Raw genomic sequence first — 23,924 nt, 5'->3', positions numbered from 1 at the left:
TTCTGGGGACGATTCATCTGAAGCTGAGACAAGCCGGGCTGCCGGTGAACTACAAACGCGTGGAGCGGCTGTATCAGGAAGCCCGGCTGCAGGTGCGGCGGTGCAAACGGAAAAAGGTGCCTCCGGGCGAACGCCAGCCGCTGGCTCGCCCGACGGCGGCCAACGAGGTTTGGTCGATGGACTTCGTGTTCGATCGCACCGCCGAAGGCCGTGTCCTGAAGTGCCTTACGCTCGTCGATGACGCCACCCATGAGGCGGTGGTCATCGAGGTAGAACGGGCGATCTCCGGCCTCGGCGTGACGCGGGGGATGGATCGCCTGGCGCTCAGCCGCGGCCTGCCCAAGGTGATCCGCAGCGACAACGGCAAGGAGTTCTGCGGCAAGGCGATGGTGACCTGGGCGCACGAGCGTGGGGTGCAGCTGCGGCTGATCGAACCGGGCAAGCTGAACCAAAACGCCTACATCGAATCGTTCAACGGCCGACTGCGCGACGAATGCCTCAACGAGCAATGGTTTCCCAGCCTGCTGCACGCCCGCGCCGAGATCGAACGCTGGCGGCGGAAATACAACGAGGAGCGACCGAAGAAGGCGCTGGGCGGGCTGACACCCGCCGCCTATGCCAAGCAGTTAAAGTGCCCCCCGGACTCTAAACCGTCCCGCTACTCAACGCGGGGGGACGTCGGTAGTGTAAGAAGCTGAGTCTTAAAGGACATTCAGGGGCAAGGCTTTTTAGTGCAGTCCCAAGTGACTCTAACGACAGGAGCAGTGCGTTGCATCGCCGATTGTGCGCTTAATGGGGCGCCCAATGCTGCGGCTCAGGTGCCGCCGGGCTTCGTTGCAGAAGATATAAACGGAAACGTGCTAATTGACGGAAATGGAAATCCAATCTCTTCGTTCAATCTTAATTCGCAGGGGCAGGCTGTAGTTGAGGTGAAGACGGGGAATGCCAGCCTGACCACCAATCAGTCAACAGTCTATCCCGTTGTGCAATCGGGTGCAGCGGCGGGGACTGGGGCCGGCACGAACGCTTCTAAAGCCGGCATGAGTGGTCCTCTTCAACCTCCGCCAATGATCGTTCTGAGGAAGCTGTGACTTTGATATGACTACGTTCAAACAAAATCTAAGCGAGATATGCAAAGAGGTTGCCGCTGAGTTCAATGGGTGGAGCTTTGTCTCTGGAAAGTTCAAGAATGGCTCTCTTAAGCATACGGATTTAATTGTAGATCCGGGCTTCGCTTTTGACCGGGTTAGTACGCCATTGCAGCCTAGCGTTCATATAAACAACAAGAAATCGATGAATCTCTACAAGTCGATTATGGGGTACCAGCTATCGACGTCATTGGTGAATTTTCAGGCTGTTGCGCAGGAGCTTCAATATCTTCCCGATCACCTTCGCCTGACGAGCTGGATTTTCGAGGATAAGGCTTGCTTCGCATCTTCCGGGCACCCCGCGCGAGCCGTTGAGGAGCTGGTGATCGATATAAAAGATGTAAGACCTGTATTAGTGGCGGTGATGGCGGATGGTATTGCATTCATTGATCGGCACTATAATCTTGCTGATGAGCGTGCGCTCCTGGAAAATCTGCCTCCGCGCTATGAGACGCGTCATATTAATTTGCCCTATGACGAGATGGAGCGTCAAAAGGGTGTCATGATATGTGTTGTGCGGATTTTGCTCGGTGATTTTGACTTTGTTGAGCGTTATCGAAGCGATGACTTTGATACGATCTATCCAAAGCGCATCATGGAGCTTGATAAGATAATTTCGGCATTGCCTGATTTGAAAGTGCGTTTTATGAATCACGGGCCATTCGTTTAGTTTTTAAGATTCAGGTGGCCTGCCTCTCGGGTGGATCGACTAAGGGTTATTTTCTTCCACCAAAGGGATTTACCTGGGAAGCTAGTTCCATGCATTTTTTCCAAATGAATGCTTAGTATTCCATTTTTAAAGTTGCTCATGAATGCACGCGTGTCATTTCGGGCATTTTCGAGAATTTAGAATTTAAGGGGACGGGGGTAATTAAATCCCCCGGATGACACCGTCGCCCCCTCGGAGGTCCCGATGAAGCAGGGGTCAGATTTTACTTTCGGGCCGGTAGAGCGAATGAGGTCAGGCTCACTAGCGAACCTGCCTCGGCCATCAGCACCGCCTTCAGCCGATCCGCCGCAGCGTTGACCCGCGCAGATCCGCCTCTTTCATCCGCTGCACCACCGCATCATGCGCGGCGCTGTTCAGATAGATATCGGCCTTCTTGCGCAGCGGATCCTTGAAGATCGCCGCCTCACCCGGCACCGCACCAGGGAGGAACGCCGGCGCGATCACCTTCTTGCCATCCATCTCGGGTCGCGTCACGTCGATGCACGGAATCATGCGGGTGACGTTGTAGAAGTACAGGCGCTGGTCGCCGCCAGCCAGCCCGGTGGCATCCACCAGGTCCAGTTCCAGAAATTCACCGAACGGCCGCAACAGGTCGCCCAAGGCTGCGCAAGCCTTGTCGTTCAACACCACGCTGGCACCCATGATGAAGCTGAGATCGCCCAGCGGCAGCTGCTTCTTCGGGTCCTTCTCCAGGGCGGGCCTGACCTTCGGGCGTGCACCCCAGGTCTTGGGCGTTCCGTCGGCGGTAAACACGCCACCGAGCAAATCCGCGTCATTCACCGGCAGCAAGGTGGTGAAGCTGTCGTTTGCGCCGTTCCATCGCCAGAGCTGCATAGGGTACGCCCGCTGTCATCGAGGTCAGGTTACTTCCCCAGGTTACTCATGTGAGGGGCCATCCGTAGGCAGATGCGGACAGCTACAGGGACCACTTGATGAGCTCTTCGCATGACGGAAGCTCCTCATATTGGGCCGTTGCAAGTTGGTAGGCGTGCCTGTGATCCAACTCAGCCAGGTCGAAGCTGACAAGAAGTTGTTCCGGATCTGCGGCTGCCTTCGATTGATCCAGGTTGTCCAGTGCGCCCATTAACGTAGCTTTAGGCAAAGGCTTCGAAGGCATGATGGTGAAGTGCGTCACCTTCGGTCGCTTGTTGAACCCATCGTTCTTGAGCTTCAGATCCGGGGGGAATATCGACCCCTTCCGGAATGTAGAAATCGCCATCGGAACGACGCAGCGCATTCGGCCGGTCAAATGCTGGAGTACCACCCGTATCCGGGTCGTACATCCCCGTGCTCCGATTGGACAGAATATCTGGCGGTCGAGCAGATCCGTCCATCTCGGTCGCGCCCTCGAGCGTCGGATGAGGCAGCAGCGGAGGCAGTGATCCCGAAAGGCTCCGCCGAGCGTAGTTGGAGCATGGGCCGACATCGGAGCCCGCGGCTCGGCCCTGAGCGTTGAGCGCTGAGCGCTGAGCGCTGAGCGCTGAGCGCACAGAGTTTCAAGCAGGTGTCCTCGTCCTCGATCCGGGCAACCCCGGGCGGCCAATCAGTTGAAGTTGCTGGATGAGGGCAGGTCGCCGCGGCTTTGAGCGATAGCACGCAGAGTAATCGTGCATGAAAACCAACCCGATTCCTTTCGAACGGAGGGCGGCGCATATCATGCCACTCGCGTGATTATTCTCTTGAAGATGTTGGCCATCGTGCCGTAGTTGACATTGACGCCATCAATATTGGCCTGAATCCACTCCACCTGATTCACGTCGGCCCAGTCAAAATCATATCCAGCAGACAATGCCAGATGCTCGAAGAAAAGGCGTTGAACTCTGCCATTTCCTTCCCGGAAGGGATGGACCATATTGAACTCGCAGTAATACTCCGCGAGCGCTTCGCAAAACTCGCCTTTTTCCATACCCCGCAACCAGTTCTTGGCTTGCAAGGCGTTAAAAAGCTTCTGCGACTCAACAACCACTCTTGTACATGTACAGAAGCGGGTTCCGCCCTTTGATATATCTACGCTACGCAGTTCTCCCGCCCAGTCATACAGATCGGAGAAAAGCTGGCGATGGAGGCTTCTCAGGTAATCGAGATTGTAGGGTGGCTGCCTGAAATGAATCCTTTTCGCGGTGAGAGTGGTGATTTCTCTCTCCGCCACCTCAAGTTGACCAAGCTCCTGTATGTTGAGCTTGTTCTTCAGTGTCGATGTACCCTTGTAGCAATAGTGGTCGTGCGATGCGTCGTACCTGTCCATGTACTCACCTGCGGTGTTTGTTCAGCACGCTCTCCAGCGTAACGCTCTCATCGGGATAATCGACATCTATACCTTCGAGCTTCGAGCTTCCCTTGAACTTCGCGAGCTTGGTCTTCTCGTAGTACTCATACGGGTCGAAGGGAGCTGGCGGGAATGCCCTGATGAAACAATTAACAATTTCGACCAGCTCAGAGCGAGTCTTGGCTTTTACCTTCACGCCAAGAATATTCGACACCTCGTTCACCGAATCCTGAAATGCCGCCCGCTCGCAAGCACCAAGGAGATTGGCCCCCTGGCGTGGAACCTCGCTTTTCAATGACTTCAGCTTGCTGAAAAGCGATGACCAGCCACGACAGCCAAACTGGCTACCAAATGAAGCCTCCACCGCACCCCGGACCTGGGCAAAAGAACCCAGTGACTTCAAGCCACCGACATCCAATGCCTCGATTATCTGAAGAGTCTTCATTTCTTGCTTTCGCGCCTTGCAGGGACATCATGCGTTTCTTGAGCTTCGTGTCGATTATAGAGTATAGCCATCAAGATCAGGTTCACTTATGTCGGGCGCGGAACTTGGCCTGCTCCCACCGGTTCCAGGCAGCTATGTCTTTGGCGGATTCTCCAACACATCGACGTCCCACTCATCCGATGGCGCGATGTAGATAAGGTCACGTATCCCCCGGCCACGATCATGGCATTCGGCGTAGATGACGTCGCCACCGAATCAGGCGAGCACCCTTGACCAGCGCACCATCGACATCTTTGGCGCTTTCCAGCTCCTGCAGGCGCAGCGTTCGCTCTTGATCGACGTAGGTCCATCCGATCATCACACGCCTGACGACGGCGATTTTTCCCGGCGCTCTTCCGCCAGAAAGCCGTCGGAGGCCGCAAGGGCATCGGCAACTTTCCACGGCTCCCGCCAGGTTCCATGAGCAAGAGGTTGTCTCTTGTCCTTCTCGATGAGAGCTGTCTGCGGCTTCCAGTGGACGTCAGCCACAGCCGTGCGAAGCAGCGACGACGCAAACCCCGGCCAACGGGCAATCACGACCCGTCCTGCCGGCTGCTCCAGCTGTACCTCGCGCCGCCCGAACATGGTCGACACCGACGCGTCTTCGAGCCCCGATGCCGTATGCAGCGCCGGGATCAGGATGTCGTTGTGCTCCCTGTCGCACATGCCGTCCATTTCGATCAGGTAAGCCGTGCCGGCGGTGAGCAAGCAAGGCAGCGCCCATTTGAGGACGGTCCGGATGGTGACAGGGAGCCGGGAGATCTCATCGCACATCCTCGGTGTGGGAGGCATCCGACAAACGGCAGCAACGGGGTCAGGTTCACCAATCCCGTGAACCATGAGGACGCACGGACGAACCAGGGAACAGTGCCGACCTCGCTACGTTTCCCTGCCTTGCGCGGCTTCCCGGCCGATGCCTCCTCTCACCCACCAGAACCCTTGCCACGCGATGCCGGCATCATCGCAGCCACGATCAGCCCGAGCGCCGAACCCAGGGCCACACCCAGCGCGACGCCGAGTGCAACGTGGCCGAACGCGGCGCCCAGCCCCGCGCCCAGGGCCACGCCGATTCCAGAGCCGTAGGTCAGGCCGAGGCCGACGCGCATCGCCCTGGCCCGCTCGCTCGGGTCGCGCTCGTTCATGGCTGTGCTCCTTCGCTTGGCATTGCCGGCAGTCTAGCCCCCGGTCCTGACCAGGCTTTCACGGCACGCGTCACGCGTCCACCGGCTGCCGGCGTGCCTTGGCGTCGTACATCGCCTGGTCGGCTTCGCGCAGCACGGCGTCCGGATTGCCCTGCGGTGGCAGCACGGCGACGCCGGCGGAGAAGCTGATCGCGGGCGTCAGCGCATCGGCATGCTGCAGCTGCTCGCGCACCGACTGCACCCGCGTGGCGATGGCAGCCGGGTCCATGTCCTGCGCCACCACCACGAACTCGTCGCCGGCGTAGCGGATGACCTGGTCGTCGGTGCGGAACGATGCCTGCAGCGCCCGGGCGAAGCGGGCGAGGCTCGCATCGCCGGACGAGTGACCAAGCTCGTCGTTGATCCGCTTGAAATGGTCCAGGTCGAAGAACAGCACGGTGGCGCCGGCCTTGCGCGCCTCGGCGAGCATGATCGGCAGCGCGCGACGATTGAACACGCCGGTAAGCTGGTCGCGATGCAACAGCTGCTGCATCTGGTCGCGGGCGGTGCGCAGTTCGGTATTCGACTCGCTCAGCTCGCGCTGGATCAGCCGGTAGGTGGCCAGCAGGCAGCCCAGCGCGATCACCCATTCGGCACCGGTATCGAACGAGGAATGCGAGGCCACGAAGTAGGCCAGGATGGTGCCGGGTTGCGGTGCGCCGGAGACCCACTGGATGCCGTAGCAGGCGACCGCCGCGACCGAGAGCATGGCGCGCAGGCTGAAGCCGACGGCCACCCAGCCGAAGCCGGGGCTGCGCACCAGCCGCAGGGCACCGACGCCGAAGGCCAGCGCGATGACGGTTTCCTGGATGACGCCGAGCTGGTCGGTGGAGTGGACGGCCAGCGCGGTGACCGCGGCGAACAGCGCCACCACGACCGCCACCTTCGCAAAGCCCGAATCCGCATACGACCGGCCACGGAAACGATCCGCACCGACCACCATCAGCGCCACGAACATGGTCTTGGCGAACACATAACCGAAGCCCGCGAACACCGCAGCCGTGCGCGAGGACACTGGCTGCGCCAGCCAGTACACGATGGTGACCAGCAGCGCAGACAGGTTGAACAACCAGGCGGCCAGCCACGGCTGCAGCTCGCGTCTGCGCAACGACAGCGCCAGCGAAACGAAGAACACGGCGATGATCAGGTCGGACGTGGCCTGGACCAGGGTGCTCCAGCGCCACAACAGCAGCAGTTCCATGACGTCCCCCGACGGCGGCCGACGATTCGCCGATCCCTGATGGATGCCGGGGATGATAGTCAAAAACGGGGGCAGCACGCGGAACGGATGTGCGCAGTTGCCGCTCCACTGGACCCGGTGCGCTCTTGGCCTTCGCTTCGATGGAGGCTCACTGCAGCGGTTTGCGCGGCGCTCGCTTTCGGGTGGCAGCGGCGCCGGCCGCCGGGCTTGAGCTTCCAAGCTGCTCCAGCCACGCCAGGTCATCGATGTAGGCCAGAAACGCGCGCAGGTAGCCCGGGGACAGCTCGCGCATCAGCGCGATGGCGCGGCTGGCGAGGGCGGTGGAGTTGAGCGGACCGGCGTCGGTGGGCGTGTGCGCGACCGAGTGCTGGAGCTGGCTGTCGGCGCGCAGGGCGGACCAGAGCTGGCGGACCCCGGCGAGGGCGGGAAGCTCCGGATAGGCGGCGCGGTCGCCCGGTGCTTCGCGGGTCAGCTGCTCGGCGAGTTCGCGCAGGGGGCCGTTGGGACGTCCGTCCGCAGGAGCGTCCGGAGTGCCCGAATCTTGCCCGCGCAGCTCGGCCAGGCGCGCATCGAGCAGGCGGCGCGCTTCGCCGTCGAGTCCGGCGGCGCGCTGTTCCAGCGCGGCGATCAGCTGTGCGCGGATGGCGGGGCCGAGCTCAGGGCGCATGGCCGGTGTCGGGGTCTTTCGTGGCCGTGTTGCCGGCCGAGGAGCGTGGGATCGGCGCGATCTCGACGCGACGGTTCTTCGCGCGGCCGGCTTCGTCGGTATTGGCGCTGACCGGCTGCTGCGCGCCGAAGGCGGCGGCGAACACGGCATTGGCGGGCACGCCAGCGGCGATCAGCGCACGGGTGACCGTGAGCGCGCGCTGCGCCGAGAGCTCCCAGTTGTCGGCGAAGCGGCGGTTGTCGCCGTGCACGGGCTGGTCGTCGGTGAAGCCGCTGACCATCAGTAGTTCGTCGCGCGATTGCAGGTACTGCGCCAGCGGCGCAGCGAGACTCTGGATCAGCTGCCGGCCTTCCGGCTGCAGCTGGTCGGAGTTGAGCGCGAACAGCAGGTTGCCGCGGATGCCGATGCGGCCGTTGACCAGGGTGACGCGGCCCTGCGCCAGCGGCGTGGCGAGCGCCTGCTCCAGCGTGGTGCGCCGTTGCAGTTCGGCCTGGCGCTGCTTCTCGGCCACCTCCAGCTTGTGCGAGAGCTGCAGCTGCACGCCGATGACGCCGACCAGGATCAGCACGAAGGCGCCGAGCAGCACCGACATCAGGTCGCCGAAGGCCCAGATGGGGGCGGTGGATTCGGACTCGAGTTCGACGTCGTCGGTCATGGGGTGGGGCGTCGGGCAGAGGGCACGCATCGGCGCGGCGCCGCGCATCGTTGTAGGAGCCCGCTCGCGGGCGATGCGTTTTGGTCTGGATGTAGATCGGGAGCAGGAGCATCGCCCGCGAGCGGGCTCCTACGGGGGGGCGGGTGCGTCATGCCTTCGCTGCCTTGGCCGGTGCGCGGCGGCCGGCGAGCTGCTGCATGTCGGCGAGGATCTGCTGCTGCGAGAGCACGCTGAGCTCGACCACTTCCCTGGCCTGCGCCACGTAGTAGGCGAGCTGCTCGTCGCTGCGTGCGAGCGAGGCGTCCAGCGCGGTGGCGACCTGCTGCAGGCGCTCCATCAGCGCATCGTTGGTCTGGCCGAACTGCGCCACGCCGGCACCGAAGGCCTCGCCCAGACTGGCGACCTCGACGGCGCTGGCGGTGACCTGCGCGGCGGCGTGGTCGAGCTTGCCGGTCTCGCTTTCGATCTGTGCGGCGAAGCGGCTGCCGACGCGGTCGAGCAGCTCGGCCGAGGTGCTGACCAGCGCGTCGACCGCGCTGCGCTGTTCGGTGGAGGCGTGGTTGACCGCGTCGAGCAGAGTCTCCAGCGTGGCCAGCAGGCGGCTGCGCTCCTCCAGCATGGCGGTGTCGCGCACCATGGAATCGGACAGCTTCTGGCGCAGCTCGCCGACCACTTCGGCGGCCACGCGCGGCGCCTCGGAGGCGGCCTCGACCAGCCGCGCGATCTCGGCGAGGGTCTGGCTGGCGTGGGCCTGGGTCTGGGCAGCGATGTCGCCTGCGGTTTTCTCCAGCGTGTCGCAGATGGCCTGCTGGCGCTGGGCGGTGGCTTCGCCGGTGGCGGTCCACTGCGTGGAGAGTTCGGCGGTGAGGGTGTCGAGCTTCTGTGCCCAGGCGGCCAGGCGCTCTTCGTCGCGCGCGGCCAGCGCGGACTGCAGCTCGGCGTGCGAGCGGTCCACCGCCTGCACCAGCGCCGCGGCGTGCGACGCGAAGGTCTCGCCCGCGGCGGCGAGCGCCTGCTGGTTGCGCTGGGCGAGTTCGGTGTGGGTAGCGTCCTGTTTCGCCAGCGCGGTGTGCCACGCGTCGGCGGTGCGCTCGGCGCTGGCGTCGAGGCGGGCGGCGACACCGTCCAGCAGGGCGGACGAGCGCTGCTCGAAGGTGTCGGCGAAGCGAGCGAGCGCCTCGCCCAGTGCCTGCGCGTGGGCCTCGTTGGTCTGGCGGTGCTGGGCCAGCGCGTCGTTCCAGATGCCGGTGACGGTGCGTGCGGTGCTGTCGAAGCCCGTGGCGAGGCCGTCGAGCTGGCGCTGCACGGCGTCGCTCACGCTGGCCTGGATCGCAGCGGACTCGCGGGCGAGCTTGGCGAGGGTGGATTCCACCACCGGCTGCAGCACGCTGCTGGCGGTGCGTGCGCTGTCGGCGACGCTGTCCTTCAGCGACTGCTCGACGGAATGAGCCAGGCGCGTATAGGCCTGCTCGGTGTGGCGGTGGAAGGCCTGCTGCTCGGCGTGCTGGCGCTCGTGGGCGGCGGCGCTGTGCTGTTCCAGCGCGGCGGCCATCGCCTGCAACCGGTCGACCAGCATCGGCATGGCCGCGGCCTGTTGCTGCAGCAGACGGAAGGCTTCATCGCGCTGGTGCGCCTGCGAGTGGACGCGCAGGGTGGTGGCGATACGCGCGTCCAGCGCCTGCACGGCATGCAGCCGCTCGCGACGGACCAGCGCGGACAGCAGGCCGAGCATCGCCGAGCTGGCGACGCCGGCGATGGAGGTGCCGAAGGCGAAGCCCAGCCCGTTGACCGGCGCGGCCAGCGAGCCGCGGATCGCCGCGAGATCGGTGGCGCTCTCGAGCGCCATGCCGGTGCCGCGCAGCGTGGCCATCATGCCGAGCAGGGTGCCGAGCATGCCCAGCAGCACCAGCAGGCCGACCAGGTAGGGCGTCATCGCCGGCGCCGGCAACGCTGCCCGCTCGCCCTCCACGCGCAGGCGCACGGCGTGGCGCAGGCCGGGATGCAGGCGCTGCAGCCAGCTGGCCAGGTCGGCCGGCGGCTCGGCGAGGCCTTCCATGGCCCGGTGCAGCGTGGCGGTGGCCTGGCGATAGCCGAACAGCTCGAACGCGCCGGCGAGATAGCAGGCCCCGATCAGCAGCGCGACGGCCATGCCGAGCGGATTGCTGCCGACATAACCGACGACGATCCAGCCGATGGCGGCGAGGCCCAGCGCAAACACGGCGGCGAGGAGAAGATTCTTGATCATGCGGACTCTTGGTGGGTGCGCAGCGCGGCGAGCAGCGCGTCGACCGGTTGAAAGCGGAGGTCCAGCTCGGCCAGCAGCACGCTCTGCATCTCGCGGCGGAAGGCGTCGAGCCCGTGGGTTTGACCGGCGCCGCGGTGACTCTCGAAGCGTCGCTCCAGCAACGCGGGCACTTTCGCCAGCAGGCTGTGCTCGCGCGGGGTGAGCGCCACTTCCATCACCGCGTCGACTTCGGCGAGCCGGGCCTGTTCAGGCGAGGCCGCCATGAGCGCGTCGCGCAGCCTGCCGCGCAGGCGGCCGACGGTCGCCTGCGCGGCGCGCTGGCGGGCCAGGCAGACCTGGCGATACGGCGCGAAATCGGACTCGCCCGCGGCCGGCGTGCCTGAAGCGAGCAGCGGGTCGTGCCTGAGCGCCGCGAGCAGGGTCTCCCGCGCCCGCGTGCATTCGGCGGACAGGTCATCCGGCACCGTGGCCGCGTGCTCCGGCACGGCCGGGCGACTGTCGAGCGCCGCGGCGAGCGACAGCGCGTGCTTCCAGTCCAGCCATTGGCCCAGCTGCTCGGGCAACGACGACCCGGGCGCAGCCACATCCAGCTCTGCCAGGCGCGCCAGCAGACGAATGAAGGTGGGCCCGCGGACCGTCGGGCGGAGTGCTGCCTGCGCCATGTTTTCCAGGGCAAAACCGACAGTTTAGCGCGGGGAGGTACCCGCTTGCCGCCCCCGGGGCAGAGGTTCCGGGAGCGATGTACTCTGCCCTTACAGATGGAGCTTTCACGCATGAAGCGTTTGATCAGCGTTTTGCTGGCTGTACTGGTGACGTCCGCAAGCGTGGCAAAAGCCACTCACCCGGCAGACTTGGTGATTGCGCAGGTGCGAAGCCATGGCGCCGAAGCCGCAGTGAAGGATATTTGGAGCCACCCGGCGAAGGTTCGGCAGTTGCTCCGAGGCGTTGGCCGCGGCGACGGTCGCTGGCTCAGAGCGGGGGAGGCGCTGATTCCCGGGGCTGATGCCGGTGCCGCTGAGGATCTGGAGGGCGCTTTTGCCGACTCCCTATTGATCCGGCCATACGCTGTGCTGCCCTGGCTGCAGCAACACTGGTGGTCCGACGATCCTCTAAAGACCTGCGTTTTTGGCTGGGATAGCGAACTTCCTGGCGGAGTGCGGCGTTACGTTGAGGTGCTGCGTCAGGCGCTGTCGCACCCAGCTCCGCCAGGGCTCGAAAGCCTGCGTGGCAACTGCCTTCGCGGTATTTCGGTGACACTGCGGTCGCTTTCCGCAAGCAGCGGCGAGCCCACTGATGCGGCTCAGCGTCATTGAGCCATTCTCGGCACACTCTCAAACGAGCCCGGCTCCCCGCGTGAGATGGGCGGCCACCAGCCGACGGAACAGCGGCAGTCGTCCGGCTGCACCGAGCAGGGCGCCGCGCAGCAGGCGCGCCGGCGGCCGGTCGTCGGTGTACAGCGAGGCGATCAGGCCGGTGGCGAGGTAGAGCGGCGCGGTGGCGCGGCGGTGCGTCTGCTCGTAGGCCGCCAGCACGTGCGGGCTGCCGATGTCGCGACCACTCTGCAGCGCGCCACGCAGATGCGTGGCCAGCGTCTCCGCACTCTGCAGGCCGAAGTTGAAGCCGTGCGCGGTGACCGGGTGCATGCCCACGGCGGCATCGCCGACCAGCGCGCAGCGCGGCGCCACGAAGCGTCGCGCATAGGTACCCACCAGCGGGTAGACATGGCGCTCGCCGAGCAGGCGCATGGCGCCGAGGCGATGGTCGAAGCGCTCCTGCATGGCCCGGGCGAAATCCTCGGGCGGGAGATCCTGCATCGCCTGGGCCAGGTGGTGCGGCAGGGTCAGCACCACCGAGGACTGCCCCTCCCACAGCGGCAGCAGGGCCAGCGTCTGGCCGTAGCCGAACCATTCCCAGGCTTCCTGCCGGTGCGGCTGCTCGTGCGTCATGCGGCACACCAGCATGCTGCGGCCGAAGTCGCGCATGCGCGCGCCGATGCCCAGCAGCCGGCGCATGGCCGAGAAGCGGCTGTCCGCCGCCACCGCCAGCCGCGCCAGCACGGACAGGTCGCCGGCGCAGCTCAGGCGCACGCCGCTGCCTTCGGTGGCGATGTCCTGCACATCCGCATGGTTGACCACCTGCACGGAAGGTCGGCTGTCCGCCGCTTCGAATGCGGCGCGGCGGATCTGCGCATTGCCGACCAGGTGGCCGAGCACGCCGTGGCCCGGCGCGGCGATCTCCATCGGGCGGGCGCCGCGACCGTCCATCACCCGTGCCGCGCGCAGCGGATGGATATAGGCCGGGTCGATCCGCGGCCACACGCCGAGCTGCTCCAGTCGTTCGCGCGAGGCTTTCGTCAGCGCGATTTCGCGGCCGTCGTCGGCCGGCTCGGCCAGCGCCATCAGCGACTGCCGCTCCAGCACGACCACCTCGAGCCCCGCATCGGCCAACGCCCCGGCCAGGCACAGACCTGCCGGCCCCCCTCCCACCACCGCCACGTCCACCCGCATCGCGCTTCTCCGTCCGGAATGGCGGGAGGCTAGGACTGCCGGGGGATGGACGCGCTGACGCGGGTCAAGCGGGTGCGGCAGTCCGCCCAGACCTGCCCGGAGGCCGTTGGCGCGACTGGCTTCCGATCGGTATAAGAAAAAGCCCCACCTGCCCGAAGGCCAACCGGCTGCCATGGAGCCCCTGTCCGCACTGGCCGCAGAGGCGACCCGCCAGGATTGGCGCGAGCTGGGCTTTTTCTACATGTCTGACGAACTCGGGCAGGTTTGGCATCTGCATGGAAGCCGCGCGGGGCTGAGGAAGTTCGCGGACCGACTGGACAGCTACGCGCGCGCGTCCCACGTTGCACTCAACGGCGGGCACGAACACCTTGGACCGCACTGCTACCTGACACTGACGACATGGCTCCATGCGGATGTCGACAGGACCGGTATCCGGGGGCAAGCGTGTGACTTCGAGCGCATGGCCAGCCTGGTCCGCGATGCCTGCGCATCCATCGAGCCCGGCCAAACCTCGCGAGTCCGGGAACAATTCGCCACGAAGGCGGCTTACGCACTGATACTCCACGCTCATGCCGATGGGTTCGATCCGGCCGGTCTGGATCCCCAACTGGCGATGTCCGACTGACGTAACGGTAGGCGGCGCCCCGGAACGCTTACGCGCTGTGATCGGCGATGTAGATCAGCAGGCCATCGAATACGCGGTATTCGGAGCGGCCGGGCATGGCGATGCGCTGGCCGGCGCGGATGCCGTTGGGCAGATCGATGGCGAAGGTGCCGTCGAACTGGATCTCCGCCCAGGCGCTGTCGCCCTGCTCACGGTAGGCCGTGATCACCTGGCGGCGTGCGCTGAACAGCGGCTGGGTGCTGCGGGCCAGCCGCTCGAAATCGAGCAGCCCTTCGGTGCGCAGCGTGCGCTGGCCGCCGGCATGGTTCTCGAACACGATCGCCGGATGCAGGGTGAGCAGCATCGCGTCGACGTCGATGCGGTTGTAGGCGTCGATGTAGCGGTCGATCAGTGGGCGCATGGCGGGTATCGCGGGCGAAAACCGGATCGTAGCCGGTGCCCGGCGCCAAGAGTAGGAGTGAGGGAAGAGGAGTGAGAGGAGGAGCCACGCTCCCACGGTGTGCGCTTCTTGTCTGCGCCGGGGGGGCGGTTGGCTGCGTCGAACGAATCATTGGACGGTCGTAGCGACGGTCGAAGCGCAGGGGTTGGGGAAAGAGGCACCCGCGCAGCGCGGGTACCTCTCACTCCTCACTTCTCTCCGCTCACTTCTCGCTCAATCACTTCACAGGGAAGAGGAGTGAGAGGAGGAGCCACGCTCCCACGGTGTGCGCTTCTTGTCTGCGCCGGGGGGCGGTTGGCTGCGTCGAACGAATCATTGGACGGTCGTAGCGACGGTCGAAGCGCAGGGGTTGGGGAAAGAGGCACCCGCGCAGCGCGGGTACCTCTCACTCCTCACTTCTCTCCGCTCACTTCTCGCTCAATCACTTCACGTTGTCGGTGGCCTGGATGAACTTCGCCACGTTGTCGTGCAGCGTCTTCAGCGAGGCGGTGTGGGCGTAGACCATGTGGCCGGACGGGTACCAGGCGTAGCTGATGTTCTTCTGCAGCGAGTCCGGGATCGGCAGGTGGTCCATCTCGTACTTGGCGGCGTAGAACGGCGTGGCCAGGTCGTAGTAGCCACCGTTGAGGAAGACCTTCAGATCCGGGTTGGTCTTCATCGCCATCGCCAGGTCGCCCATCACGTTCATGGCGCCGTCGTGGCCGTCGTGCTTCATGCCCCAGTCGTCGATGTCGGCGAACAGGCGATAGGTCTGGTTCTTGCCGAACTTCAGCTGCTGGCGCACGTAGTCGTTGAACACGGCGACGTAGGCCGAGCTGATCGCGGAGGACTGCGGGTCGTATTCGGAGCTCTTGCTCAGCGGATCGATCGAGGGGCCGGAGAAGCGGCTGTCGAGGCGGCCGGTGGTGATATCGCCGTCGGTCTGCAGCTCGTGCTCGAACATGCCGCCGGTGACGCGCAGGTCGGCCTTCAGCAGGTAGGCCACCGGCAGGCCGGTGTACTGGTGCAGCTTCTCGGCGATCGCCTGCTTGCGCGTGGCATCGAGCGAGGCGCCGGCGAACAGCGCGCTGGCGTAGTCGCCCGCGGCGAACTGCTCCACCTCGGCCAGGAACGGCTCGAGCGCGGCCGGCTGCTGCGGCAGCTTGTGGTGGTAGTAGGCGGTGGCGGCGAACGTGGGCAGCGCCAGCGCGTAGGGCAGGTCCATGCCCGGGTTGCGCTCGGGGCCGTCGATGGAATTGTCGAAGTTGAGGATCTGCGAGAGCAGGATCACGCCGTTGAGATCGACGCTGTCCTCGTTCTCCAGGTCGTTGGCCAGCACCGCCGAGCGGGTGGTGCCGTAGCTCTCGCCGAACAGGTACTTGGGCGAGTTCCAGCGACCGTACTTCGACAGGAACTGGGTGATGAACTGGGCGAAGGCGTGGCCGTCGCCGTCGACACTGTAGATGTCCTTCTTGCGGTCCTTCATCTGGTCGGCGCGCTTGGCCGGATCCTTGTCGTCGGCGATCAGGCGGCTGAAGCCGGCACCGGGCGCGTCGATGAACACCAGGTCGGAGGCGTCGAGCAGGCTGTAGTCGTTGTTGACCAGGCCGTAGGGGGCGGCGGGCGTGTGGGTGTCGTCATTGGTGACCACGCGCTTCGGGCCGAACGCGCCCATATGCAGCCACACGGTGGCCGAGCCGGGACCGCCGTTGTAGATGAAGGTGACCGGGCGCGAACCCGGCGCCACGCCCTTCTTGAAGTAGGCGGTGTAGAACATGCTCACCGTCGGCTCGTTCTCCTTGTCGCCCTTGCCGTGCAGCACCAGGGTGCCGGCGACCGCCTTGTAGTCGATGCGCTTGCCTTCGACGGTGACGCTGCCCTCGGTTTCCGACGACTGCGGCTTGACCAGCGCGGCATCGGGCGCGTCGGCCTTGGCCTTGGCGTCGTCCTGCTTGTCGTCGTGGGAAAAGGCGGCGGTGCTGATCAGTGCGCTGGCGAGCGCGGCGGCAAGAGCGAGTCGACGCATGGGGATTCCTTGGGGGATGAGGTGGGCCAAGCTGCCGAGCCTAGGCCTCGGGGCACGAGCGGCCATCCCCCGAAAGTCACGCCCTCAGGACAGGGTGAGCAGGGCGATCGCGGTCGCCGCCAGCAGCACGCCGAGCGCATTGACGCGGCCAAGCCGTTCGCGGAACGCGACGACGCCCACCAGCGTGCCCAGCGCGACCACGCCGAGGTTCATCGCGGCGAACACAAACGCAGGATTTTGCGCCAGCGCGACGTGTGCACGCAGGTAGAAAAGGATGTTGGCGAAGTTGAAAACGCCCAGCAGCAGGCCACCGGCCAGGCTGCGTGCAGTGAAGCGTTCGCCGCTGCGCTGGCGGGCGACGAGGGCGAAGCCCAGCGCCACCGGAAGCGCCAGCGCGAACATCGCCTGCAGCGATGCGGCGATCGGCACGCCCGCGGCGGCGACGCGCTTGAGCAGGATGTCGATCGCGCCGAAGCCGGCGAACACCACCAGCGGCCACAGCCAGGCCGCCGCACCGTGGTCGCCGGCGGCGCGCCCGCTGCGCCAGACCATCGCCAGCAGCGCGACTAGGCCGAGGGCCAGGCCGGCCAGCATGCGCAACGTCGGCACCTGGCCGAACAGCGCGAAGGCGGCCACCAGCGAGAGCAGCAACGACAGCCGCTGCGCGACCTCCGAGCGCACGATGCCGGCGTGGCGCACCGAGGCGCCCAGCGCGAGGAAGATCGCCGGCAGCAGCAGCGCCAGCGCGAGCAGCGTGTAGCGTGGCGCGTCCGGCTGGCGCAGTGGCTCGAGCGACGGGTGCAGCACCAATGCCACCAGCGCGCCGGCGGCGAGGTAGTTCCACGCGACCATCTGCGGCACGTCGAGCCGGTAGCGCCGTGCCAGCTTCAGCCAGACCGAGACGAGCACACTGCAGACGATGGCGAGGCAGAGATAAAACATGGCGTTCCGACCGCGAAAGCCCGCAACGATAGCCGGAGCGGACGTCCCGTGCATCGCCGGTGACGGTGCCGAGATCAAATTTACCCGGGTGATATTGACGGCGACATTTTATCCGGGTCAAATACGCCGCCATGACACCCGCCGACTGCCCACGCTGCACTGCCTTCGACGGCCACCAACGGATTGCCTCAGGCACGCCTGAGAAGGTGGCGCTGGCGGTGCACACCCACCTCGCCGGACATCGCCGGTGTACGCCGCTGGTGCTGGACGACGCCACCGGCGAGGCGCTGGAGTTCGACCTGCGCGGCAGTGCCGACGAGGTGCGGGCGCGCCTGCGTTCCGCGCCGACGGAGGCCCCGCCCGCGCCGCGCGGCCCCGGCCGGCCGAAGCTCGGCGTGGTGGCGAAGGAGGTCACCCTGCTGCCGCGCCACTGGGAGTGGCTCTCCCGCCAGCCCGGCGGCGCCTCGGTGACCCTGCGGCGACTGGTCGAGGAGGCGCGCCGGGCCGGCAGCGCGAAGGACCAGGCCCGCCGGGCGGGCGAGGCGCTGGACCGAGCCATGCGCACCCTGGCCGGCGACCTGCCCGGTTACGAGGATGCCTCGCGCGCGTTCTGGCGCGGCGAGCAGGCCGCCTTCGAACGACTGACCAAACCCTGGCCGGCCGATGTGCGCAGCTACGTGCGCCGGCTGGCGAAACCCGCTTGGACCGCGCCCGCGCAGAGCGATTGAGCGTTACCCCCTTTCGAAAGGATGCCCCCCATGTCGCGCCACCCGCTCGCAACCAACGCCAACTTCCGCCTGTTGTTCGGCGGCAGCACGGTGTCGATGTTCGGCGACCAGTTCACCCTGGTCGCACTGCCCTGGCTGGTGCTCAAGCTCACCGGCGATCCCGGCGCGCTGGGCCTGGTGCTGGCTACCATGGCGGTGCCGCGCGCGGTGTTCATGCTGATCGGCGGCGCAGTGGTCGACCACTTCTCCGCGCGGGCCGTGCTGCTGCTGGCGCGCGGCGCCAACGCGGTGATGGTGGCGGTGCTGGCGGCGATGGTGCTCACCGGCACCATCAGCATGCCGTGGGTGTATGCGCTGGCGCTCGGCATCGGCCTGGCCACCGCCTTCGCCTACCCGGCCAGCACCGCACTGCTGCCGTCGGTGATCGATCCGCGCGAACTGCAGCAGGCCAACGGCTCGATGATGGGCATGCGCCAGCTCAGCCTGTTCATCGGCCCGGCACTGGCCGGCGTGGTGATCGGCACCGGTGCCCACGCACCCACCGCGGGCAGCGCGCTGGCCGACGCCCGCGGGCTTGGCTGGGCGTTCGCCATCGATGCGGCGAGTTTCTGCGCGTCGCTGTTGTCGCTGGCGTTGATCCGCGTGCCCGCCGCCGAACCGGGTCCCGTGCAGCACGGCGTGTTCGGCAAGCTGCTCGGCGGCCTGCGCAGCATCGCGGCCGACACGCCGCTGCGTGCGTTCATGTTCTACGCGGCGGTGGTGTCGGTGTTCGTGGGTGGACCGACCCAGGTCGGCCTGCCGGTGCTGGCGGACATGCGGCTCGACCACGGCGCCACATCGCTGGGCATCGTGATGGCGGCGAGCGGCGGCGGCATGCTGCTCGGCGGTCTCGCGTCCGGCGCGGTGGCGAAACTGGTGCGCGGTCACCTGGGGGCGATGATCCTGTGCTTCGACGCCTGCATCGGTCTGGCCCTGGTAGCGCTGGCCGGGGTGCATTCGACGGTGCTGGCCGCGCTGCTGCTCGGCCTCACCGGCCTGTTCGGCGGCATCGCCCAGATCGCCCTGGTCAGCTGGATCCAGCGCCGGGTGCCGCGGGAGCTGCTCGGCCGCACGATGAGCGTGCTGATGTTCACCTTCCTCGGCCTGGGGCCGTTGTCCGCCGCTGGCGTCGGCGCCCTGCTCAAGGTGATCTCGCTGCCGGCGCTGTTCGTGATCGCCGGTCTCACGCTCACCGCGATCGCGCTGGGCTGCATGACCAGTCCCGCACTGCGCGGCATCCGCGCGCAGGACGCCGCGCCGCAGTCCGCCTGAGGCTCAGCCCTTCAGCCCCGCCGCCTCGCGGGCGAGCAGTTCGATGGCAGCCCAGTCGCCGGCCTTGAGCTTGTCCGCCGGGGTCAGCCAGGAACCGCCCACGCACAGCACGTTGGGCAGGGCGAGGAAGTCCGAGGCGGTGCTCAGGCTGATGCCGCCGGTGGGGCAGAACTTCACCTGCGGCAGCGGGCTGGCCCAGGCGCCGATCAGCTTGGTGCCGCCGGCGGGCACGGCCGGGAAGAATTTCAGGAAGCGGTAGCCGCGCTCGATCAGGGTCATCACTTCACTGGCGGTGGCGGCGCCGGGCAGCAGCGGCAGGTCGCTGTCGTCGGCCGCGTCCAGCAACCGGGGCGACACGCCCGGCGACACCGCGAAGCGCGCGCCGGCAGCTTTGGCGGCCGCCAGATGCTCGGCGTGCAGCACGGTGCCGACGCCGACCACGGCGCCCTCCACTTCCTGCGCGATGGCGCGGATCGCGTCTACCGCGGCGGGCGTGCGCAGGGTCACCTCGATCGCCGGCGTGCCACCGGCGACGAGCGCGCGCGCCATCGGCACAGCCGCCTTCACGTCGTCAATGATCACCACCGGGATGACAGGGGCCAGCCGCATGGTGGCCTCTACCTGGGCCTGCTTGGTTTCCATCGATTGAGTCACGGGAACACTCCGGGAATGCGTGGGGATCAGAGCACGCCGGCGCCGAGGTCGGCGGTGACGGCGTTGCTGCGGAACAGGCCGAACAGCTCGCGGCCCATGCCGACGTGGTGCGAGTGGTCGGGCAGGGTGACGCTGGGGCGGGCGGCGAATTCGGCGGCATCGACCAGCACATCGACCGTGCCGTTGATCGCGTCGAGGCGGATCAGGTCACCGTCGCGCACCTTGGCCAGCGCGCCACCGGCTTCAGCTTCCGGCGTCACGTGGATCGCCGCCGGCACGCGGCCCGACGCACCGGACATGCGGCCGTCGGTGAGCAGCGCGATGCGATGGCCGCGGTCCTGCAGCAGGGCCAGCGTCGGAGTGAGCTTGTGCAGCTCCGGCATGCCGTTGGCGCGCGGCCCCTGGAAGCGCACCACGGCGACGAAGTCGCGGTTGAGCTCGCCGCGCTCGAAGGCGCCGCGCACCTCGTCCTGGTCGTTGAACACGATCGCCGGCGCTTCGATCACCATGCGGTCGTCGGGCACCGAAGAGACCTTGATCACGCCGCGGCCGAGGTTGCCGTCGAGCAGGCGCAGGCCGCCGTCGGCGCGGAACGGTTCGCTGATCGCGCGCAGCACGCCGCGGTTGCCGCTCTCGCCGGACACCTTCTGCCAGGCCAGCTTGCCGGCCGCGTCGAGCACCGGCACCTGGGCATAGCCGTCCAGGCCGGTGCCGTTGACCGTCTTCACGTCTGCGTGGAGCAGGCCCTGCGACAGCAGCTGGTCGATCAGGAAAGCCATGCCGCCGGCCTCGTGGAACTGGTTCACGTCGGCGTAGCCGTTGGGGTACACGCGCGCCAGCAGCGGCACCACCGAGGACAGCGCGTCGAAATCTTCCCAGCGCAGTTCAACGCCGGCCGCGCGCGCCATCGCCACCAGGTGCAGCAGGTGGTTGGTGGAGCCGCCGGTGGCGTGCAGGCCGATCACGCCGTTGATCACCGCCTTCTCGTCGATGATGTGGCCGACCGGCAGGTAGTGCTCGCCCAGCGCGCTCATCGCGGCGGCGCGACGCACCGCCTCGGCGGTGAGCGCATCGCGCAGCGGCGTGTCCGGCGCGACGAAGCTGGCGCCCGGCAGATGCATGCCCATGATCTCCATCAGCATCTGGTTGGAGTTGGCGGTGCCGTAGAAGGTGCAGGTGCCGGGCGCATGGTAGGCGGCCGCCTCGGCTTCCAGCAGTTCCTCGCGGGTCGCCTTGCCCTCGGCATAGGCCTGGCGCACCTTCGACTTGGCCTCGTTGGTGATGCCGCTGGGCATCGGGCCGGAAGGCACGAACACGCCGGGCAGGTGGCCGAAGGCCAGCGCACCGATCAGCAGGCCCGGCACGATCTTGTCGCAGATCCCCAGGTACAGGCCGGCGTCGAACATGTCGTGCGACAACGCGACCGCGGTGGCCATGGCGATCAGGTCGCGCGAGAACAGGCTGAGCTCCATGCCGGCGCGGCCCTGGGTGACGCCGTCGCACATCGCCGGCACGCCGCCGGCCACCTGCGCGGTGGCGCCGGCCTCGCGCGCGATGGCGCGGATCAGTTCCGGATAGCGCTCGTACGGCTGGTGCGCCGAGAGCATGTCGTTGTAGGCGGTGACGATGCCGATGTTCGGCGCGCGACCGGCACGCAGCGCGGCCTTGTCGTCGGCACCGCAGGCGGCGAAGCCGTGCGCGAGGTTGCCGCAGGACAGGTGCTGACGGTGGGTACCGTCGCCGCGGGCGGCCTCGATCTTGGCCAGGTACGCCGCACGCGAGGCACGGCTGCGTTCGCGCAGGCGTTCGGTGATTTCACGGAGGACGGGGTGCAGGGAACTCATGGATTCACTCCTGGAACGAAAGGCGACACCCAGCCACGGCGGGGCGTCGCGCAGTGCCTCACGGGCACCAGTAGACCGTGACGGGCACGCGGGTCTGTTCGAGCACCGCGCGCACCGGGTAATCGCGACCTTCGGCCAGACCCAGCTGCGCGTCCGCCAGCACGCGGCGCTTGGCGTCGCCCTCGATGTGCAGGAACAGCGCGCGGGTGTCGAGCAGGGCCGGCAGCGTGAAGGTGATGCGCGGCTCGCCGGCGCCGTCGGCGCGCATCGGGATCACCCGCGCGGAGCTGGCCGGATCCAGCGCCTCGGCGAGGCGGTCGCCACCGGGGAAGAACGACGCGGTGTGGCCGTCCGGCCCCATGCCGAGGACGACGACGTCGAACGGCAGCGCCAGCGCGTCGACCTGCGCCTCCAGTGCGGCGAGGCCTTCCTCGGGCGTCGGTGTGTCCTGGTGCAGCGGCACGAAGGTGGCCGCGGCGGCGCGATCGGTCAGCAGCATCGCCTTGACCAGGCGCGCGTTGGAACGGTCGCTGCTCTCCGGCACCCAGCGTTCGTCGACCAGGGTGACCTGCACCTTCGCCCAGTCCAGCTCGGCGTGCGAGAGCTGCTCGAAGAAATGCTTCGGGGTGCTTCCCCCGGAGACCGCGAGCACGGCGCGACCGCGCGCGGCGATGGCTTCGCGCAGCAGGCCGGCGACGCGTTCAGCGAGGGAGGCGGCGAGCGCCTGGCAATCGGTGAAGCTGTGGGTGGCAATGTTCAGCATGACGTTCCGGGGGACAGCGGAGGCAATGCGGCGAGGGTCACTCGCCGCCGTCGTTCCAGGTGCGGCCGTCGCGCTCGATCAGCGCGACCGAGGCGCTCGGGCCCCAGGTGCCGGCGGTGTAGGGCTTGGGCGACTCGCCGCTGCAGGCCCAGGCATCGAGGATCGGATCGGCCCACAGCCAGGCCGCCTCGACCTCGTCGCGGCGCATGAACAGCGTGGGGTTGCCGCGCACCACGTCGAGCAGCAGGCGCTCGTAGGCGTCCGGCTGCGATACGCCGAAGGCCTCGGCGAAGCTCATGTCCAGCGGCACGTGGCGCAGGCGCAGGCCACCCGGGCCCGGGTGCTTGATGGTCAGCCACAGTTTCACGCCCTCGTCCGGCTGCAGGCGCAGCACCAGCCGGTTGTTGGCGATCGCGCCGGCGGACGCGTCGAAGATCGAGTGCGGCACCGACTTGAACGCCACCACGATCTCCGACACCCGCTCGGGCAGCCGCTTGCCGGTACGCAGGTAGAACGGCACGCCGGCCCAGCGCCAGTTGGCGATCTCGGTCTTCAGCGCGACGAAGGTCTCGGTATCGCTCTTGTCGCCGAGTTCCTCCAGATAGCCGGGCACGCCCTGGCCCTCGGCCGCGCCGGCGCGGTACTGACCGCGCACGGTGAGGTGGGCGGCGTTGGAGGCGTCGATCGGCTTGAGCGAGCGCAGCACCTTGAGCTTCTCGTCGCGCACCGCGTCGGGCGACAGCGAGGCCGGCGGCTCCATCGCCACCATGCAGACCAGCTGCAGGATGTGGTTCTGCACCATGTCGCGCAGTGCGCCGGCACGGTTGTAGTAGGCGGCACGGTTACCCACGCCCAGCGTCTCGGCCACGGTGATCTGCACGTGGTCGATATGCTCGGCGTTCCACAGCGGCTCGAACAGCGCATTGCCGAAGCGCAGTGCCAGCAGGTTCTGCACCGTCTCCTTGCCGAGGTAATGGTCGATCCGGTAGGTCTGCGACTCGTTGAACACTTGGCCGACGGCATCGTTGATCTGGTTGGCGCTCTGCAGGTCGCGGCCGATCGGCTTCTCCAGCACCACGCGCGAGGCGCCCTCGTTGAGGCGGTGGCTGCCCAGCCGGGTGCAGATGTCGATGAACAGGTCCGGCGAGGTGGACAGGTAGAACACCCGCACGTTGTCCGGACGCTCGGCCATCAGCGCGGCGAAGTCGTCCCAGCCGGCGTCCTTGCGCGCGTCGAGCGAGCGGTAGAACACCTGCTTGAGGAACGCGTCGACCTTCTCCGCCTTCGGGCCCTCGGCGTTGAGCGCCTTGCGCATCTGCTCGCGGTAGCCGGCGTCGTCGGTGGCCTCGCGGGCGATGCCAATGATGCGGCTGTTTTCCGGGATCTGGCCGTCGACGAAGCGATGGAACATCGCCGGCAGCAGCTTGCGCGCCGCCAGGTCGCCGGTGCCGCCGAAGATCACCAGGTCGAAGGATTGCACCTGCGGGTTGGGGGAGCTCACTGCGGACACCTCGCGCACATCGGTTGCT

25 protein-coding genes and 1 pseudogene are annotated in these 23,924 nt (G+C 66.9%); 6 read left to right on the top strand and 20 right to left on the bottom strand.

Annotated elements, in window-relative coordinates:
• Nucleotides 1–2 precede the first annotated feature (2 nt).
• Both C693_RS21380 and C693_RS0108150 read left to right on the top strand, forming a co-directional pair.
• Nucleotides 3–698, top strand: a pseudogene (locus C693_RS21380) (IS3 family transposase); the annotation flags it as partial.
• A gap of 400 nt (nucleotides 699–1,098) precedes the next feature.
• Nucleotides 1,099–1,818 carry a hypothetical protein gene (locus tag C693_RS0108150; protein ID WP_157798575.1) on the top strand — a complete coding sequence of 240 codons (720 nt, stop codon included), beginning with the start codon at nucleotides 1,099–1,101 and terminating at the stop codon, nucleotides 1,816–1,818.
• A 333-nt stretch (nucleotides 1,819–2,151) separates the two neighbouring features.
• Here the strand turns inward: C693_RS0108150 and C693_RS0108145 are convergent, their stop codons facing one another.
• The 12 genes from C693_RS0108145 to C693_RS0108095 all read right to left on the bottom strand — a co-directional run bounded on the left by C693_RS0108145 (nucleotide 2,152) and on the right by C693_RS0108095 (nucleotide 11,239).
• Nucleotides 2,152–2,712 carry a hypothetical protein gene (locus C693_RS0108145; RefSeq protein ID WP_017461771.1) on the bottom strand — a complete coding sequence of 187 codons (561 nt, stop codon included), beginning with the start codon at nucleotides 2,710–2,712 and terminating at the stop codon, nucleotides 2,152–2,154.
• A gap of 82 nt (nucleotides 2,713–2,794) precedes the next feature.
• Nucleotides 2,795–3,052, bottom strand: coding sequence for a hypothetical protein (locus C693_RS24480; protein ID WP_430536799.1), 258 nt, complete (start codon nucleotides 3,050–3,052; stop codon nucleotides 2,795–2,797).
• Nucleotides 2,973–3,368, bottom strand: a complete 396-nt coding sequence (locus tag C693_RS24380; RefSeq protein WP_277813084.1) for a hypothetical protein — start codon at nucleotides 3,366–3,368, stop codon at nucleotides 2,973–2,975. Before C693_RS24380 ends, C693_RS24480 begins: the two co-directional genes overlap by 80 nt.
• A 164-nt stretch (nucleotides 3,369–3,532) precedes the next feature.
• Nucleotides 3,533–4,123 (bottom strand): putative adenosine monophosphate-protein transferase Fic, encoded by a 591-nt coding sequence (locus C693_RS0108135; protein ID WP_017461769.1) that lies wholly within the window; start codon nucleotides 4,121–4,123, stop codon nucleotides 3,533–3,535.
• 4 nt (nucleotides 4,124–4,127) lie between these two features.
• Nucleotides 4,128–4,589, bottom strand: a complete 462-nt coding sequence (locus C693_RS0108130) for a YhfG family protein (protein WP_017461768.1) — start codon at nucleotides 4,587–4,589, stop codon at nucleotides 4,128–4,130.
• 357 nt (nucleotides 4,590–4,946) lie between these two features.
• Complete coding sequence (locus C693_RS0108125) at nucleotides 4,947–5,336, bottom strand: hypothetical protein (protein ID WP_198506847.1); 390 nt, start codon at nucleotides 5,334–5,336, stop codon at nucleotides 4,947–4,949.
• A gap of 215 nt (nucleotides 5,337–5,551) precedes the next feature.
• Nucleotides 5,552–5,770, bottom strand: coding sequence for a hypothetical protein (locus C693_RS21370; protein WP_017461766.1), 219 nt, complete (start codon nucleotides 5,768–5,770; stop codon nucleotides 5,552–5,554).
• A gap of 70 nt (nucleotides 5,771–5,840) precedes the next feature.
• On the bottom strand, nucleotides 5,841–7,010 hold the full coding sequence (locus C693_RS0108115; RefSeq protein WP_017461765.1) for a GGDEF domain-containing protein: 1,170 nt from the start codon (nucleotides 7,008–7,010) through the stop codon (nucleotides 5,841–5,843).
• A 148-nt stretch (nucleotides 7,011–7,158) separates the two neighbouring features.
• Complete coding sequence (locus C693_RS0108110; protein ID WP_017461764.1) at nucleotides 7,159–7,677, bottom strand: DUF2894 domain-containing protein; 519 nt, start codon at nucleotides 7,675–7,677, stop codon at nucleotides 7,159–7,161.
• Entirely contained in the window at nucleotides 7,667–8,332 is a 666-nt protein-coding gene (locus C693_RS0108105) for an OmpA family protein (RefSeq protein ID WP_017461763.1), read from the bottom strand. The genes C693_RS0108110 and C693_RS0108105 overlap by 11 nt, the downstream gene beginning before the upstream one ends.
• A 148-nt stretch (nucleotides 8,333–8,480) precedes the next feature.
• A complete protein-coding gene (locus C693_RS0108100; protein ID WP_017461762.1) occupies nucleotides 8,481–10,577 on the bottom strand; it encodes a DUF802 domain-containing protein in 2,097 nt (698 codons plus the stop codon).
• On the bottom strand, nucleotides 10,574–11,239 hold the full coding sequence (locus tag C693_RS0108095; RefSeq protein ID WP_017461761.1) for a DUF3348 family protein: 666 nt from the start codon (nucleotides 11,237–11,239) through the stop codon (nucleotides 10,574–10,576). Before C693_RS0108095 ends, C693_RS0108100 begins: the two co-directional genes overlap by 4 nt.
• Before the next feature lie 111 nt (nucleotides 11,240–11,350).
• Between C693_RS0108095 and C693_RS23610 the strand changes: the two genes are divergently transcribed.
• Nucleotides 11,351–11,890 carry a hypothetical protein gene (locus tag C693_RS23610; protein ID WP_157798573.1) on the top strand — a complete coding sequence of 180 codons (540 nt, stop codon included), beginning with the start codon at nucleotides 11,351–11,353 and terminating at the stop codon, nucleotides 11,888–11,890.
• Nucleotides 11,891–11,908: 18 nt separating this feature from the next.
• On the opposite strand, the gene ubiM is transcribed toward C693_RS23610, so the two are convergent.
• Nucleotides 11,909–13,084 (bottom strand): 5-demethoxyubiquinol-8 5-hydroxylase UbiM, encoded by a 1,176-nt coding sequence (gene ubiM, locus C693_RS0108090; protein WP_017461760.1) that lies wholly within the window; start codon nucleotides 13,082–13,084, stop codon nucleotides 11,909–11,911.
• 106 nt (nucleotides 13,085–13,190) lie between these two features.
• Between ubiM and C693_RS0108085 the strand changes: the two genes are divergently transcribed.
• Nucleotides 13,191–13,709 carry a hypothetical protein gene (locus C693_RS0108085; RefSeq protein ID WP_206740655.1) on the top strand — a complete coding sequence of 173 codons (519 nt, stop codon included), beginning with the start codon at nucleotides 13,191–13,193 and terminating at the stop codon, nucleotides 13,707–13,709.
• A 28-nt stretch (nucleotides 13,710–13,737) separates the two neighbouring features.
• On the opposite strand, the gene C693_RS0108080 is transcribed toward C693_RS0108085, so the two are convergent.
• The 3 genes from C693_RS0108080 to C693_RS0108070 form a co-directional block, all read right to left on the bottom strand.
• Nucleotides 13,738–14,109 carry a nuclear transport factor 2 family protein gene (locus tag C693_RS0108080; RefSeq protein WP_017461758.1) on the bottom strand — a complete coding sequence of 124 codons (372 nt, stop codon included), beginning with the start codon at nucleotides 14,107–14,109 and terminating at the stop codon, nucleotides 13,738–13,740.
• Between the two features lie 460 nt (nucleotides 14,110–14,569).
• Nucleotides 14,570–16,153: a S10 family peptidase gene (locus tag C693_RS0108075; protein WP_017461757.1), complete on the bottom strand. Its 1,584-nt coding sequence runs from the start codon at nucleotides 16,151–16,153 to the stop codon at nucleotides 14,570–14,572.
• Between the two features lie 84 nt (nucleotides 16,154–16,237).
• On the bottom strand, nucleotides 16,238–17,095 hold the full coding sequence (locus C693_RS0108070) for a hypothetical protein (protein ID WP_017461756.1): 858 nt from the start codon (nucleotides 17,093–17,095) through the stop codon (nucleotides 16,238–16,240).
• A 131-nt stretch (nucleotides 17,096–17,226) separates the two neighbouring features.
• On the opposite strand from C693_RS0108070, the gene C693_RS0108065 reads away from it, so the two are divergent.
• Together C693_RS0108065 and C693_RS0108060 are read left to right on the top strand one after the other, a co-directional pair.
• Entirely contained in the window at nucleotides 17,227–17,823 is a 597-nt protein-coding gene (locus tag C693_RS0108065) for a DUF2239 family protein (protein ID WP_026107272.1), read from the top strand.
• Nucleotides 17,824–17,853: 30 nt separating this feature from the next.
• Complete coding sequence (locus C693_RS0108060; protein WP_017461754.1) at nucleotides 17,854–19,134, top strand: MFS transporter; 1,281 nt, start codon at nucleotides 17,854–17,856, stop codon at nucleotides 19,132–19,134.
• 3 nt (nucleotides 19,135–19,137) lie between these two features.
• On the opposite strand, the gene eda is transcribed toward C693_RS0108060, so the two are convergent.
• Genes eda through zwf form a run of 4 tightly spaced genes read right to left on the bottom strand, consistent with a single transcriptional unit; the run spans nucleotide 19,138 to nucleotide 23,896 of the window.
• A complete protein-coding gene (eda, locus tag C693_RS0108055) occupies nucleotides 19,138–19,776 on the bottom strand; it encodes a bifunctional 4-hydroxy-2-oxoglutarate aldolase/2-dehydro-3-deoxy-phosphogluconate aldolase (RefSeq protein WP_017461753.1) in 639 nt (212 codons plus the stop codon).
• Nucleotides 19,777–19,814: 38 nt separating this feature from the next.
• Nucleotides 19,815–21,632: a phosphogluconate dehydratase gene (gene edd / locus C693_RS0108050; RefSeq protein WP_017461752.1), complete on the bottom strand. Its 1,818-nt coding sequence runs from the start codon at nucleotides 21,630–21,632 to the stop codon at nucleotides 19,815–19,817.
• Nucleotides 21,633–21,690: 58 nt separating this feature from the next.
• Nucleotides 21,691–22,395, bottom strand: a complete 705-nt coding sequence (gene pgl / locus C693_RS0108045; RefSeq protein WP_017461751.1) for a 6-phosphogluconolactonase — start codon at nucleotides 22,393–22,395, stop codon at nucleotides 21,691–21,693.
• Nucleotides 22,396–22,432: 37 nt separating this feature from the next.
• Nucleotides 22,433–23,896: a glucose-6-phosphate dehydrogenase gene (gene zwf, locus C693_RS0108040; protein WP_026107269.1), complete on the bottom strand. Its 1,464-nt coding sequence runs from the start codon at nucleotides 23,894–23,896 to the stop codon at nucleotides 22,433–22,435.
• Nucleotides 23,897–23,924: the final 28 nt, after the last annotated feature.

Origin of the sequence: Dyella ginsengisoli LA-4 (assembly GCF_000334915.1) — a bacterium.
Lineage (GTDB): Bacteria > Pseudomonadota > Gammaproteobacteria > Xanthomonadales > Rhodanobacteraceae > Dyella_A > Dyella_A ginsengisoli_A.
Note: the sequence above shows the minus strand (reverse complement) of the source record. Positions and strands in the feature narration are given on the sequence as shown.

Excerpts from the sequence above, each read along its gene's own strand:
- C693_RS0108150 (WP_157798575.1), top strand. The coding sequence starts at position 1,099 with ATGACTACGTTCAAACAAAATCTAAGCGAGATATGCAAAGAGGTTGCC.
- C693_RS0108145 (WP_017461771.1), bottom strand. The coding sequence starts at position 2,712 with ATGCAGCTCTGGCGATGGAACGGCGCAAACGACAGCTTCACCACCTTG.
- C693_RS0108135 (WP_017461769.1), bottom strand. The coding sequence starts at position 4,123 with ATGGACAGGTACGACGCATCGCACGACCACTATTGCTACAAGGGTACA.
- C693_RS0108130 (WP_017461768.1), bottom strand. The coding sequence starts at position 4,589 with ATGAAGACTCTTCAGATAATCGAGGCATTGGATGTCGGTGGCTTGAAG.
- C693_RS21370 (WP_017461766.1), bottom strand. The coding sequence starts at position 5,770 with ATGAACGAGCGCGACCCGAGCGAGCGGGCCAGGGCGATGCGCGTCGGC.
- C693_RS0108115 (WP_017461765.1), bottom strand. The coding sequence starts at position 7,010 with ATGGAACTGCTGCTGTTGTGGCGCTGGAGCACCCTGGTCCAGGCCACG.
- C693_RS0108110 (WP_017461764.1), bottom strand. The coding sequence starts at position 7,677 with ATGCGCCCTGAGCTCGGCCCCGCCATCCGCGCACAGCTGATCGCCGCG.
- C693_RS0108105 (WP_017461763.1), bottom strand. The coding sequence starts at position 8,332 with ATGACCGACGACGTCGAACTCGAGTCCGAATCCACCGCCCCCATCTGG.
- C693_RS0108100 (WP_017461762.1), bottom strand. The coding sequence starts at position 10,577 with ATGATCAAGAATCTTCTCCTCGCCGCCGTGTTTGCGCTGGGCCTCGCC.
- C693_RS0108095 (WP_017461761.1), bottom strand. The coding sequence starts at position 11,239 with ATGGCGCAGGCAGCACTCCGCCCGACGGTCCGCGGGCCCACCTTCATT.
- C693_RS23610 (WP_157798573.1), top strand. The coding sequence starts at position 11,351 with ATGAAGCGTTTGATCAGCGTTTTGCTGGCTGTACTGGTGACGTCCGCA.
- ubiM (WP_017461760.1), bottom strand. The coding sequence starts at position 13,084 with ATGCGGGTGGACGTGGCGGTGGTGGGAGGGGGGCCGGCAGGTCTGTGC.
- C693_RS0108080 (WP_017461758.1), bottom strand. The coding sequence starts at position 14,109 with ATGCGCCCACTGATCGACCGCTACATCGACGCCTACAACCGCATCGAC.
- C693_RS0108075 (WP_017461757.1), bottom strand. The coding sequence starts at position 16,153 with ATGCGTCGACTCGCTCTTGCCGCCGCGCTCGCCAGCGCACTGATCAGC.
- C693_RS0108070 (WP_017461756.1), bottom strand. The coding sequence starts at position 17,095 with ATGTTTTATCTCTGCCTCGCCATCGTCTGCAGTGTGCTCGTCTCGGTC.
- C693_RS0108065 (WP_026107272.1), top strand. The coding sequence starts at position 17,227 with ATGACACCCGCCGACTGCCCACGCTGCACTGCCTTCGACGGCCACCAA.
- C693_RS0108060 (WP_017461754.1), top strand. The coding sequence starts at position 17,854 with ATGTCGCGCCACCCGCTCGCAACCAACGCCAACTTCCGCCTGTTGTTC.
- eda (WP_017461753.1), bottom strand. The coding sequence starts at position 19,776 with ATGGAAACCAAGCAGGCCCAGGTAGAGGCCACCATGCGGCTGGCCCCT.
- edd (WP_017461752.1), bottom strand. The coding sequence starts at position 21,632 with ATGAGTTCCCTGCACCCCGTCCTCCGTGAAATCACCGAACGCCTGCGC.
- pgl (WP_017461751.1), bottom strand. The coding sequence starts at position 22,395 with ATGCTGAACATTGCCACCCACAGCTTCACCGATTGCCAGGCGCTCGCC.